Below are 13,927 nucleotides of genomic sequence, written 5' to 3'. Positions count from 1 at the left end.
TGCGCCTTTTATGTCAACTGTTAGCTTTTATTGCAGGCGACCATGGCACTGCTTATATTTTTTACCAGAACCGCACGGGCAAGGATCGTTACGTCCTACTTTGCGCTCGCCAGTTTGCGCCGCCAGCGCAGCTGCGGCTGCAGAGTCGTCATCCTGATGGCTAAGCTGCTGCATTTGCGCTAAACGCTCGGCTTCCATACGACGCTGTTGTTCCAGCTCTTCAACTTCTTCCGGCATACGCACCTGGACTTTGCTCAGCGTGCTGATAACTTCATATTTCAGCGATTCCAGCATCGCTGCAAACATGGAGAACGATTCACGTTTGTATTCCTGCTTCGGATCTTTCTGCGCATAGCCACGCAGGTGGATACCCTGACGCAGATAGTCCATCGCCGCCAGGTGCTCTTTCCACAGGGAGTCGAGCGTTTGCAACATCACGCCTTTCTCGAAGTGACGCATCATCTCAGCGCCAACCACTTCTTCTTTACGCTGATACACTTCAATGGATTGCGTCAGAATACGTTCACGCAGCGTCTCTTCATGCAGTTCAGGCTCTTTGTCCAGCCACTCGGCAATCGGCAAATCGAGGTCGAAATCGTTTTTCAGACGTTCCTGCAGACCCGGAATATCCCACATTTCTTCCAGTGACTGTGGCGGAATGTAGGCATCGATGGTCGCTTTGAACACATCTTCACGAATGCTGTTGATGGTTTCGCTCACATCGCTGACATCCAGCAGTTCGTTACGCTGGGAGTAAATGGCGCGACGCTGGTCGTTAGCCACGTCATCATATTCCAGCAGTTGCTTACGAATATCGAAGTTACGGCTTTCAACTTTACGCTGGGCGTTAGCAATCGCTTTGGTCACCCACGGGTGCTCAATGGCTTCGCCTGGTTTCATCCCGAGTTTACGCATCATGCCGGAAACGCGATCAGAGGCGAAAATACGCATCAGCGCATCTTCCATCGACAGGTAGAAACGGGAAGAACCGGCATCCCCCTGACGACCAGAACGACCGCGCAGCTGGTTATCGATACGACGAGATTCGTGACGTTCGGTGCCGATGATATGCAGACCACCTGCCGCCAGTACCGCGTCGTGACGTACCTGCCAGTCGGCTTTGATTTTTTCAATTTGCTCTGCGGTCGGGTTTTCCAGCGCGGCAACTTCTGCCTGCCAGCTACCACCGAGCACAATGTCAGTACCACGACCCGCCATGTTGGTCGCGATAGTCACTGCTGCCGGATAACCTGCCTGAGCAACAATCGCCGCTTCGTTGGCGTGGAATTTGGCGTTCAGGACGTTGTGTTTGATACCGGCTTTAGTCAGCTCGTTTGACACCAGCTCCGATTTTTCAATGGAAATAGTACCCACCAGCACCGGCTGGCCTTTCGCAGTACGTTCTTTGATATCTTCAATGATCGCCTGAATTTTTTCCGCTTCAGTCATGTAGACCAGGTCCGGCAGATCTTTACGAATCATTGGACGGTTGGTCGGAACAACGACGGTATCCAGCTTGTAGATGGAGCTGAATTCGAATGCTTCGGTATCAGCAGTACCGGTCATCCCCGCCAGTTTTTCATACAGGCGGAAGTAGTTCTGGAAGGTGATAGAAGCCAGCGTCTGGTTTTCATTCTGGATCTGCACACCTTCTTTGGCTTCAACAGCCTGGTGCAGACCATCGGACCAGCGACGCCCCTGCATGGTACGACCGGTGTGTTCGTCAACGATGATAACTTCGCCATCTTTAACGATGTAATCGACGTCGCGGGTAAACAGTGCATGAGCGCGCAGCGCCGCCGTTACGTGGTGCATCAGCATGATGTTGGCCGGAGAGTACAGTGACTCACCTTCCGCCATGATGCCTTCTTTCACCAGCAGTTCTTCAATCAGTACCAAACCACGTTCGGTCAGGTTCACCTGGCGAGATTTTTCATCAACCGAGAAGTGGCCTTCGCCCTGGAAGGTTTCGGAGTCTTCTTTTTCCTGACGGATCAGGTGCGGAATGATTTTGTTCACTCGCTTATACATTTCCGAGCTGTCTTCAGCCGGGCCGGAAATGATCAGCGGCGTACGTGCTTCATCGATCAGGATGGAGTCCACTTCGTCCACCAGCGCATAGTGCAGTTTACGCTGTACACGTTCTTCAGGGCTGAATGCCATGTTGTCGCGCAGGTAGTCGAAGCCGTATTCGTTGTTCGTACCGTAAGTGATGTCAGCCGCATAGGCTTCACGCTTTGCCGGCGCAGGCATTCCCGGCAGGTTGACGCCGACAGTCAGGCCGAGGAATTCAAACAGCGGACGGTTGTTTTCAGCGTCACGTTGCGCCAGATAGTCGTTGACGGTAACAACGTGCACACCTTTACCGGTTAATGCGTTCAGGTAAGCAGGCAGCGTTGCGGTCAGGGTTTTACCTTCACCAGTACGCATTTCCGCGATGCAACGTTCATTAAGAACCATACCGCCGAGCAACTGTACATCGAAGTGACGCATACCAAAGACGCGCTTACTTGCTTCACGAACGACTGCGAAGGCTTCCGGGATCAGATTTTCCAGCACTTCGCCTTTTTCCAGGCGCGCGCGAAACTCTGCGGTTTTTCCCTTCAACTCTTCGTCGGAGAGTTTTTCCATCTCCGGTTCCATGGCATTGATGACATTGACGACTTTGCGCATCCGGCGCAGGGTACGATCGTTACGACTACCGAAAACTTTAGTTAATAATTTGATTAGCATAATAAAATCTCAAACGCCCCGCGTTGCGGAGTTAATAAAATGAAGTAAAGGTTTATTGTTGTTAGCTGAAGCGTTGAGGGCCTGCACGGATGCCTTGCGCCAGGCTTATCCAGACGGGCGTGCTAAATGTTGTTTGCGGGGTAAAATGCGCATAATCAATGCGATAATCATTTTCAGACGGCGTGCCTTCCTGAGTCAGCAGCGCGCTGAGCGTATCTAGTAAAGCAAGATGTTGCGCCTGAAGAGGCAGAGATTCTTCGGCAACAGGCAGCGTTTGCGGCGCCATTGCAAAGGAAAGATGACGGATTACCGTGCGAATTGCGTGCTGATGCCAGTAATCAACGGAATAGTTTGAGTTCGGGCGGCGCGTGTTCGCTTCCAGCAAAGCCAACTGACTAAAGTTAACTTTGGCGGAAGGCTCGTGGTTGCGAGTCGTCGCTTTTGCGGGCGCATTCGGCTCGGCGGCATTGCTGAGCGCAGGCAAACCTAAACTCGCCGCGACCATCCCTAATAAGAGATGCGGCCAGAAGTAGCGTTTACCAAACTGTCGCCAGCGCGTCAGTATTCCACTCACGTTATTGCCATCCCGATCGTATTCAAACGTATTTAGCGCACAAATCTTATCATTAAAGCCCGAAGTCCACAGCAGGAATGAAGATGAGTTGTGCGTAAAAGTGCTTAAGAAAACAGCGTTCGCACCGTTTCTTATCGCTCTTATAAAATTCAAAAAAAAACGACTGGTTCACCTGGCCGGAGAGAGTGCCAGATTTGCCAGTCGAATTTTATACGACAGTATAAATGTCGTTATGCCAGTACTGCTGAAGGCGCTTTGAAGGCCAACGGCAGTTCTGCGTCGTCCTGGAAGGTCACATATTCCCAGGCTTCCTGTTTTGCCAGGACAGCCTGCAACAATTTGTTATTCAGTGCATGACCGGATTTATAAGCGGTGAATGCACCAATAATGTTGTGACCGCACATGAACAAGTCACCGATCGCGTCGAGCATTTTGTGACGCACAAATTCGTCTTCAAAACGCAGGCCGTCTTCGTTCAGTACGCGATAATCGTCAACAACGATGGCACAATCGAAACTGCCGCCCAGGCACAAACCACGAGACTGCAGGTATTCGATATCACGCATGAAACCGAACGTACGCGCACGGCTGATCTGGCGCATAAATGCATCAGCAGAGAAGTTCATCGCATAACGTTGATTGCTGGAATCGATAGCCGGATGGTTGAAATCGATGGTGAAATCCAGCGAAAAACCATTGTACGGCTTAAATTCAGCCCACTTATCGCCATCTTCGACACGAACAGTCTCTTTGATGCGAACAAATTTCTTGGCGCAGTTCAGCTCGTCGATACCAGCATCAAGCAGCAGGTAAACAAACGGAGCGGCACTACCGTCCATGATCGGGATTTCCGGTGCGTTAACTTCGATAACGATGTTATCGATGCCTAAGCCCGCGAGCGCAGCATTCAGGTGCTCAACGGTTGAAATCCGTACATCATGCTCGTTGACCAGACACGTACAGAGCATGGTATCACGCACAGATTTGGCATCGGCCGGAAAATCTACCGGTGGATTCAAGTCGGTGCGACGATAGATGACCCCGGTGTTGGCCGGCGCAGGGCGTAACGTCAGAGTGACTTTCTTGCCGGTATGTAAACCGACACCCGTCGCCTGAACGATACGTTTAAGTGTCCTTTGTTTGATCATCGTATTATCTCGCCAAATTACCTATCCAACCGAAGTGTACTATACATTCGGCAGGCCAGTTTAGCACAAAGAGCCTGGTAACCCAAATTCCAGCTTAATCTTAGTCAGCTTGCTTACGCAGGAAAGCAGGGATATCCAGATAATCCGGCTCTTTCGCGGTTTGCGGCGTATTGTCGTTCACCACTTTAGCTACCGGTTTCTGCTCTTGCGTCAGCGGTGCCATACCATGCTGCTGGTAACGATCCATCACCGGCTGCTGAACTTGTTTATTGGTCACCAGAGTGATTTCAGGACGTTTGTCCATGCCGATACCTGTTGCAACCACGGTTACACGCAGTTCGTCGTTCATATCCGGGTCAAGAGAAGTACCGATAACCACGGTTGCGTTATCCGAAGCAAATGCACGGATGGTGTTACCTACGGTTTCGAACTCATCCAGACGCAGGTCGAAGCCCGCCGTGATGTTAACCAGCACGCCGCGCGCACCAGACAGGTCGATGTCTTCCAGCAGCGGAGAAGAAATAGCCATTTCAGCCGCTTCTTCCGCACGATCTTCACCGCTCGCCACGCCAGAACCCATCATTGCGTAGCCCATTTCAGACATCACGGTACGTACGTCTGCAAAGTCCACGTTCATCAGACCCGGACGAGTAATCAGTTCGGCGATACCCTGAACTGCGCCTTTCAGCACATCGTTCGCGGCGCCAAACGCATCAAGCAGGGAGATACCGCGTCCCAGCACCTTCAGCAGTTTGTCGTTCGGGATGGTGATCAATGAGTCCACATGCTTGGACAATTCAGTGATCCCCTGCTCCGCGAAGGCCATACGCTTCTTGCCTTCAAAGTTGAAAGGCTTAGTCACGACAGCAACGGTCAGGATACCCAAATCTTTTGCCACTTCAGCAACGACCGGCGCAGCACCTGTACCAGTACCACCACCCATACCTGCTGCAATAAATACCATGTCTGCACCTTCCAGCGCCGCACGCAGTGCATCGCGATCCTCATCAGCCGCATTACGGCCAACTTCTGGATTAGCGCCAGCTCCCAGTCCTTTGGTGATACCACTACCGATCTGAATCGTCTGCCCAACCGCCGTTTTACGCAGCGCCTGTGCATCGGTATTTACCGCGAAAAATTCAACACCTTCAATGCGCTCACGCACCATGTGCTCAACAGCATTACCGCCGCCGCCGCCGACGCCGATGACTTTAATCACCGCGTCGTTGGTAAGTTCCATTGGTTCAAACATAGTTTCTCTCCGATATGTGCCTGTCGCCTGAGGCCGTAATCACCGTCGACCTCATAAAAATTAAAACTCTTTTCGCAGCCAACTATTGAGTCGCTTGATCCACGAGCCAACTGATGCTGTAACACGTTTTTCTACTTCCGCTTCACCGTTAAGATGTGACTCTTTCCCGTAGTGAAGCAATCCCACAGCCGTCGAGTAATACGGCTCCTGAGCATAATCAGTTAAACCGGTGATATTCAGCGGCGCGCCAATACGCACCTGCGTATGAAACACGCGCTGAGCGCAGGCGGCAAGTCCTTCGATCTGCGCCGCGCCACCGGTTAATACAATGCCCGCCGCCAGGTGATGTTTCACGCCTTGTTGGCGAAGCTTTTCCTGCAGCTGCAATATCTCTTCGTTGACCAGGTTGAGCAACTCGGTATACCGTGGCTCAATCACCTCCGCCAGCGTCTGACGTTGCAGACTACGCGGTGGTCGCCCACCTACGCTCGGCACTTCCACGCTCTCATCTTTACCGACGATGGAACCCAACGCGCAGCCATGGCGAACTTTAATCGCTTCGGCGTCGCTTGGCGGTGTGCCAAAGGCATAGGCGATATCACTGGTCACCACATTGCCAGCATAAGGAATTACCTTGGTGTGGCGCAATGCCCCACCGGTATAAACGGCGATATCCATTGTACCACCACCGATATCGACGACGCAGACTCCCAATTCACGTTCGTCTTCCGTCAATACCGAATAACTTGATGCCAGTCCGGCAAATATCAGTTGGTCAACTTTCAGCCCACAACGTTCAACCGCTTTGACGATGTTTTTCGCCATATCGTTGTGACATGTGATCAGGTGCACTTTTGCCTGCATTCGCACGCCCGAAAGTCCTACCGGATTTTTGATCCCTTCCTGATAGTCAATGGCATACTCTTGCGGGATCACATGCAGCACACGATGCTCATCGCGCACACGCACCGATTTCGCGGTATGGACGACGTTTTCCACATCTTCTTGCGTCACTTCTTCTTCAGAAATGGGCACCATACCAATTTCATTCTGGCAGCTGATGTGCTTACCAGAAAGCGCCAGGTATACCGAAGAGATCTGGCAATCAGCCATCAATTCTGCCTGGTCAATAGCGCGTTGTACGCATTTGACCACAGATTCGAGGTCGTTAACCCCGCCTTTATCCATACCACGTGACGGGCAGCTGCCCACACCAATGATATTGACCATACCGTCGGGCAGAACTTCCCCTACTAAAGCGGCAACCTTCGCGGTGCCGATCTCCAGTCCTACTACCAGTTTTCTGTCCGTCGCCTTGATCATTGTTGTTCTGCCTGTGCCTGATTTTGTTGCTGAGTAGATTCCTCCGGCGGCAAGGGCGCCCAGCCTACTGCCGCTCCAGAGTCATAACGCAAATCAACGTAGCTAATCCGTTTGCCATCGGTTTGCGCCTGCTGCTGTAAAACCGGATAAAGTTCTACAAAGCGAGCCAAACGTTTCATCGTATCGCCCCGGCCAAGGTTGAGCTTAATATCGTTATTCAGCGTCAACTGCCAGGAACGCCGCGCGGTCATTGCCGCTTCCTTCAGAGTAAATCTGTCCTTTGCCAGCATTTGCCCCATTTCGCGATAACCCTGCAACACTTCATTGGCGCTGCCTTCCGGGCCATACAACATCGGGAGCACCTGCTTGCTGGTGCGATCTGGCGGCACGCTGAAGGTGTTTCCTTCGGCGTCTACCATATGTTGATCATTCCACCGCGCAATCGGCACATATTCAACCAGATGAATCTTCAATTCATCAGGCCACTGCTTTCTGACGCTCACCTGCTTAATCCACGGCAGGCGTTGTTCAATTTGCGTCTGGATGATGTTGACATCCTGAGTCATAAAAGTACCCGGCTCACCCAATGCCAGGATCGACTGCCGGATATCGTCATTACGCGTGTAATGGCGTTCACCGGTCAACACCAGCTTTGAGAGCGGCAGGCGTTGCGCATCTTCCATCCAGCCCAACACGACCCAGCCGCTCACCAACACAGTCGTTAAAACCGTCAGCAGGAAAAGTATCCCCGCCAGACGCGTTCCATTATTGCGGTGAGAAGAAATTTCTTCTTCACTGTTTCGCGTGTTCAGAGCAGCCTGCGACATATTAGTCCGCCAGTTCCAGAATTCGTACTACCAACTGCGAGAAGCTTAAGCCTGCCTGACGTGCCGCCATCGGCACCAGACTGTGGCTGGTCATACCCGGAGAGGTATTGGCTTCCAGCAGATAAAACTGTCCATCGCTGTCCAGCATGACGTCAATACGCCCCCATCCTTTACAACCTAAAGTCGTCCATGCTTTCAGCACTAATGCCTGCAAATTGGCCTCTTGTGCCGCTTCTAAACCTGCGGGGCAGAAATACTGTGTCTCATCAGAGAGATACTTCGCCTCATAATCATAGAAGGTTCCGGCGGGTTGAATACGTATTGACGGTAAAATTTCTTCACCGAGTATCGCAACCGTGAACTCCGGCCCACTTAACCATTTTTCAATCAATACTTCTTCATCGTGCTGAAATGCCAATCTTAATGCATCTTGTAGAGCATTTTCTGCTACTACTTTTGACATTCCCACGCTGGAACCTTCGCGGCTCGGCTTAACGATTAATGGTAAACCCAGGGCAGAAATTTCGGCTAACTGCTTATCGTTAAGGCCTTTTTCAAACTCTGCGCGGGTTAACGCCACCCACGGAGCGACCGGTAAACCGGCACCTTGCCACAGCAGTTTGCTGCGTAGTTTATCCATTGAAAGCGCAGATGCCATCACTCCGCTGCCGGTATAAGGCAGTCCCATCAGCTCAAGCATCCCCTGCAATGTGCCGTCTTCACCGCCGCGCCCGTGCAGAGCGATAAATACTTTCTGAAATCCCATCGATTTCAGTTGCGTCACGTCAACTTCTTTAGGGTCAACAGGATGTGCATCGACGCCGCCTTCGCGCAGCCCGGCTAACACAGCAGCGCCAGAATTCAGAGAAACTTCCCGCTCTGCGGAGGTCCCGCCCAACAGAACCGCGATTTTATCAGTCATGTTGTTCTTCCTCCGGAGTTTGCGGCTTCAGTTTGATTTCAGCTAAAGAACGGGCAATTTTCCCAATATTACCCGCACCCTGCACGAGAATCAGGTCGTTACCGGTTAATACTGGTGCTAACATCTCGGCTACCTGCGCCGGATCTGGCACCAGAATAGGATCAATTTTCCCACGTCCACGAATCGTGCGGCACAGTGAACGGCTATCCGCTCCCGGAATCGGTGCTTCACCTGCCGGATAAACTTCCAGCATCAACAGGGTATCAACCTGCGTCAGCACATTGGCGAAATCATCATACAGGTCGCGAGTACGGGTAAAACGATGCGGCTGAAACAGCATTACCAGGTTTTTATCCGGCCAGCCTGCACGTGCCGCCTTTATGGTGGCATCCACTTCGGTCGGATGGTGACCGTAGTCATCAACCAGCATTGCTGTACCGCTTTTACCGTTGACCGGCTCCAGCGGGAATTCACCGAGGAAATCGAAGCGACGACCGGTTCCCTGGAAGCTCTCCAGCGCACGCAGAATAGCATCGTCGTCAATCCCCTCTTCCGTAGCAACCGCAACCGCAGCCGCCGCGTTCAGCGCATTATGACGACCAGGCGCGTTCAGGGTAACGCGCATCGGCTCTTTGTCCTGGCGCAGCAGCGTAAAATGCCCCTGCGGGCCAATCTGCTGGTAATCTTCTACACGCACATCGGCATCTTCGCTGAAGCCGTAAGTCGTGATCTGACGCCCCACGCGCGGTAACAATTCGCGGATCACCGGATCGTCAACACACATTACCGCACGACCGTAAAACGGCAGGTTGTGCAGAAAATTAATAAAGGTCTGTTTTAAATTCTCAAAGTCGCCCTGGTAGGTATCCATATGGTCGGCTTCGATATTGGTGACAATCGCCACCATGGGTTGCAGATGCAGGAACGATGCATCGCTCTCATCTGCTTCGGCAATCAAATAGCGACCATGACCTAAGCGCGCATGAACGCCAGCAGCTTTTACCAGCCCACCGTTAACGAAAGTTGGATCGAGACCCGCTTCCGCATAGATGCTGGAAACCATCGCGGTGGTTGTCGTTTTGCCATGCGTTCCGGCAATGGCGATGCCATGACGAAAACGCATTAACTCAGCCAGCATTTCCGCGCGACGGATCACCGGAATACGCGCTTCATGAGCGGCAACAATCTCAGGGTTGTCGGCAGAAATTGCACTGGAAACAACGACCACGCTGGCGTCGCGCACGTTTTCCGGGCGATGGTTGAAGTAAATCGTCGCCCCCAGATTCATTAACTGCTGCGTGACCGGATTTGGCGCTAAATCTGAACCACTGATCTGATACCCTTCATTGGCCAGAACTTCGGCAATACCGCCCATACCGGCACCACCGATGCCGACAAAGTGAATGTGCCGAACGCGACGCATTTCGGGCACGATGTAACGCAGTTTTGCCAATTGTTGTGTATTCATTCTTTACGCCATTAACTTCTCAAATTCATGCGATGCAAAAGGCATCGCCACAATTACGCCCAGGCAGCCTGGCTCACTTCATTTGCCACTCGCTCGGTGGCATCCGGGATGGATGCAGCACGGGCGCGTTCTGCCATGGTTAATAAGGTTTCTCGCGACCACCCGGCCAGGGTGTTGGCGACAGCATCCACGGTAAGCTGTGGCTGCTCGATAATTTTGGCTGCGCCCGCTTTTTCCAGCGGTAACGCATTCCAGTATTGCTGGCGGTCTTTATGCTGAAACGGCACAAACAATGCTGGTAACCCCGCCGCAGCGATTTCACTCACCGTCAACGCACCGGAGCGGCAAACGACGACATCCGCCCACGCATACGCCGCCGCCATATCATCAATAAATTCCGTCACTTTATGCTGCGGTTGCCCCGCTTCGGCATACGCCTGTTCAACAGATTGTTGCGAACCTTTGCCACTCTGATGCCAGATAGTGACTGAATCGCCCAGCTTTGCTGCAACCTGCGGCATTGTCTGGTTAAGAATGCGTGCGCCCTGAGAACCACCCACTACCAACACACGAACCGGACCTTCACGTCCAGCCAGACGTTGCTGCGGCAACGGCAGCGCCAGCACATCGGTACGAACAGGATTACCCACCACTTCCGCATCAGGGAAAGCGCCTGGAAACGCCTGCATCACTTTGGTCGCAATCTTCGCCAGCCATTTATTGGTTAAGCCCGCAATACCGTTTTGTTCATGAAGTACAACAGGAATGCCTAACGACCACGCTGCCAGACCTCCTGGGCCTGAAACGTAGCCGCCCATACCGAGCACCACATCAGGTTTATACGCTTTCATAATCGCCCGCGCCTGACGCCAGGCGTTAAAGATACGCAACGGAGCTGCAAGTAACGCTTTAATGCCCTTGCCGCGCAAACCAGAGATACGAATAAAGTCGATCTCGATACCGTGCTTCGGCACTAAGTCCGCTTCCATACGATCGGCAGTACCCAGCCAGCGAACTTGCCACCCCTGGGTCATTAAATGATGCGCAACCGCAAGCCCCGGGAACACATGTCCGCCAGTACCGCCTGCCATCACCATTAATCGCTTCCCTTGACCACTCATCGTGAACCTCGTACAAACGCCTGCGCTTTCTCCAGACGCGTTTCATAATCAATACGCAACAGCATCATGATGGCTGTCGACATAATCAGTAAGCTCGAACCACCGTAACTGATGAGCGGCAATGTCAAACCTTTGGTCGGTAACATCCCCGCCGCTGCGCCTACGTTAACCAGCGCCTGGAAACTAAACCAGATGCCAATTGAACAGGCGAGAAAACCGGAAAAACGATGGTCAATTTCTAACGCTTTACGACCAATCGACATCGCGCGAAAAGCGACGAAGAATACCATTAAAAGCGCCAGCACCACACCGATATACCCCAGTTCTTCGCCGATAATGGCGAAAATAAAGTCAGTGTGCGCTTCCGGCAGATACTCCAGTTTTTGTACCGAGTTACCTAAACCTTGTCCCCACAGTTCGCCGCGACCAAACGCCATCAGCGATTGCGTCAGCTGATAGCCGCTGCCGAAAGGATCTTCCCACGGGTTCCAGAATGCGGTAACACGACGAATACGGTACGGTTCGGCGAGGATCAGCAACACAACCGCTGAAATCCCCATGCCAATAATGGCGATGAACTGCCACAATTTCGCCCCAGCCAGGAACAGCATCGCCAGCGTAGTCACAAACAACACCACCACCGTACCAAGGTCAGGCTGTGCCAGCAGCAACACGGCCAACACCAGAATCACGCCCATCGGTTTCAGGAAGCCGCGCAGGTTGTTACGCACTTCATCGCCTTTGCGCACCAGATAGTTGGCGATATAGCAAAACAGCGACAGCTTGGTCAGTTCGGCTGGCTGGATACGCAGCAAGCCAAGATCGATCCACCGCGATGCCCCTTTAACCGAGCTACCCACCACCAGCACGATCATCAACAGGATGATTGATCCGAGCAGCATCGTAGCACTGTAGCGTTGCCAGAACTCCATCGGCAGACGCAGCGTAATGATCGCCAGAATGAACGCCAGGATCAGATAGACGCCATCACGCTTCGCGAAGAAGAACGGATCGTTGGTTAAGCGTTGCCCTATGGGCATTGACGCCGAGGTCACCATGATAAAGCCAATCGCCGCGAGGCCGAAGGTCAGCCACAGTAAGGTGCGATCGTACATGATCAGGCTGTCGGTATCTTTTTCCCGCGAGCCCATCACCCAGCCCTTTAGCGCCGTGGAGATCCAGACCAGGATACTGAATCCCGGCAGGCGCGGCATTTTCAGGCGAGGGAGAGATAAACGCATCAACCTAACTCCTTCGCCAGACGGGCAAACTCATTGCCTCGTTGTTCAAAGTTCTTGAACTGATCAAGGCTGGCACATGCCGGGGAGAGCAGAACCATATCTCCCGGCTGAACACGCGGAGTCAGCAAGCGCATCGCCTGTTCCATAGTTTCGGTTTGCTCTGCCACTTCCGGGCGTAACGCCGCCAACTGTGCGCCATCACGACCGAAACAATACAGACGCACGTTATCGCCATTCAGATAGCGCGCCAGTGGGCTGAAGTCTGCCGATTTACCATCGCCGCCCAGCAACAAATGCAGCGTGCCATCTACGTGCAGGCCATTCAGCGCCGCTTCGGTACTGCCGACGTTGGTCGCTTTCGAATCGTTAATCCAGCGCACACCGTTATGCTCCAGCACCACTTCAAAGCGATGCGGCAGACCGGTAAACGTGGTTAACGCTTTCAGGCTGCTGGCACGCGGTAAACCTGCGGCATCAGCCAGCGCCAGTGCTGCCAGCGCATTGGTGTAGTTATGCTGCCCGGAAAGCTTCATCTCTTTCACATTCAACACTTTCTCGCCTTTCACCCGCAGCCAGGTTTCACCCTGCTGATGATTCAGGTGATAGTCACCCATATTGACGCCGAAGCTGACGCAACGTTCATCCGCACCGCGAATCGGCATCGTTAAGGCATCATCGGCATTAACCACGCAAACTTTTGCGTTTTCGTAAATACGCAGTTTTGCCGCACGATACTGCTGTAAACCAAATGGATAGCGATCCATATGATCTTCAGTCACGTTCAGAATCGTCGCCGCCACCGCCTGTAAGCTGGATGTCGTTTCCAGCTGGAAGCTTGACAGTTCCAGCACGTACAGCTCGCACTCAGCATCCAGCAGCATCAATGCTGGCAGGCCAATGTTGCCACCCACGCCAACGTTAACGCCTGCTGCTTTCGCCATTTCCCCCACTAAGGTGGTGACAGTGCTTTTGCCGTTAGAACCGGTGATCGCCACGACAGGCGCTTGTGCTTCGCGGCAGAACAGCTCGATATCGCCAACAATTTCAATTCCGGCATCGGCAGCGGCGCTTAAGGAAGGATGCGCCAGCGCAATACCGGGGCTGGCGACAATCAGATCTGCCACCATCAGCCATTCATCATTGAGACCGCCAGTATGACGCTCCACCGCTTCGGGTAATTTATCCAGGCCTGGCGGTGTCATACGCGTATCCATTACGCGCGGCGTCACGCCGCGAGCAAGGAAAAAGTCCACGCAAGAAAGCCCGGTGAGGCCCAGGCCGATAATGACGACATTTTTACCCAGGTAATCAGCCATGA

11 protein-coding genes are annotated in these 13,927 nt (G+C 52.8%); all 11 read right to left on the bottom strand.

The window, feature by feature from the left end; all coding sequences use genetic code 11:
* Positions 1-27 precede the first annotated feature (27 nt).
* Positions 28-2,733, bottom strand: a complete 2,706-nt coding sequence (secA, locus tag A7589_RS14175; protein WP_000905811.1) for a preprotein translocase subunit SecA — start codon at positions 2,731-2,733, stop codon at positions 28-30.
* 61 nt (positions 2,734-2,794) lie between these two features.
* The gene (gene secM / locus A7589_RS14170; protein WP_000014328.1) at positions 2,795-3,307 is read right to left on the bottom strand and encodes a secA translation cis-regulator SecM; all 513 of its coding nucleotides are present in this window, start codon (positions 3,305-3,307) and stop codon (positions 2,795-2,797) included.
* 230 nt (positions 3,308-3,537) lie between these two features.
* Entirely contained in the window at positions 3,538-4,455 is a 918-nt protein-coding gene (gene lpxC / locus A7589_RS14165; RefSeq protein WP_000595482.1) for a UDP-3-O-acyl-N-acetylglucosamine deacetylase, read from the bottom strand.
* Positions 4,456-4,555: 100 nt separating this feature from the next.
* Positions 4,556-5,707, bottom strand: coding sequence for a cell division protein FtsZ (gene ftsZ, locus A7589_RS14160; protein ID WP_000462777.1), 1,152 nt, complete (start codon positions 5,705-5,707; stop codon positions 4,556-4,558).
* A 60-nt stretch (positions 5,708-5,767) separates the two neighbouring features.
* Positions 5,768-7,030 (bottom strand): cell division protein FtsA, encoded by a 1,263-nt coding sequence (ftsA, locus tag A7589_RS14155; protein ID WP_000588474.1) that lies wholly within the window; start codon positions 7,028-7,030, stop codon positions 5,768-5,770.
* A complete protein-coding gene (ftsQ, locus tag A7589_RS14150; protein ID WP_000075731.1) occupies positions 7,027-7,857 on the bottom strand; it encodes a cell division protein FtsQ in 831 nt (276 codons plus the stop codon). The genes ftsA and ftsQ overlap by 4 nt, the downstream gene beginning before the upstream one ends.
* Before the next feature lies 1 nt (position 7,858).
* Positions 7,859-8,779: a D-alanine--D-alanine ligase gene (gene ddlB / locus A7589_RS14145; protein ID WP_000130076.1), complete on the bottom strand. Its 921-nt coding sequence runs from the start codon at positions 8,777-8,779 to the stop codon at positions 7,859-7,861.
* Positions 8,772-10,247, bottom strand: a complete 1,476-nt coding sequence (murC, locus tag A7589_RS14140; RefSeq protein ID WP_001096081.1) for a UDP-N-acetylmuramate--L-alanine ligase — start codon at positions 10,245-10,247, stop codon at positions 8,772-8,774. Before murC ends, ddlB begins: the two co-directional genes overlap by 8 nt.
* 53 nt (positions 10,248-10,300) lie before the next feature.
* Complete coding sequence (gene murG, locus A7589_RS14135) at positions 10,301-11,368, bottom strand: undecaprenyldiphospho-muramoylpentapeptide beta-N-acetylglucosaminyltransferase (RefSeq protein ID WP_000016578.1); 1,068 nt, start codon at positions 11,366-11,368, stop codon at positions 10,301-10,303.
* Positions 11,365-12,609, bottom strand: coding sequence for a cell division protein FtsW (gene ftsW / locus A7589_RS14130; protein WP_010345404.1), 1,245 nt, complete (start codon positions 12,607-12,609; stop codon positions 11,365-11,367). The genes murG and ftsW overlap by 4 nt, the downstream gene beginning before the upstream one ends.
* Positions 12,609-13,925 (bottom strand): UDP-N-acetylmuramoyl-L-alanine--D-glutamate ligase, encoded by a 1,317-nt coding sequence (gene murD / locus A7589_RS14125; RefSeq protein ID WP_000796426.1) that lies wholly within the window; start codon positions 13,923-13,925, stop codon positions 12,609-12,611. The genes ftsW and murD overlap by 1 nt, the downstream gene beginning before the upstream one ends.
* Positions 13,926-13,927 lie beyond the last annotated feature (2 nt).

Source organism: Escherichia sp. MOD1-EC6475 (assembly GCF_003046645.1).
In the GTDB taxonomy this organism is placed as follows: Bacteria; Pseudomonadota; Gammaproteobacteria; order Enterobacterales; family Enterobacteriaceae; genus Escherichia; species Escherichia ruysiae.
Note: the sequence above shows the minus strand (reverse complement) of the source record. Positions and strands in the feature narration are given on the sequence as shown.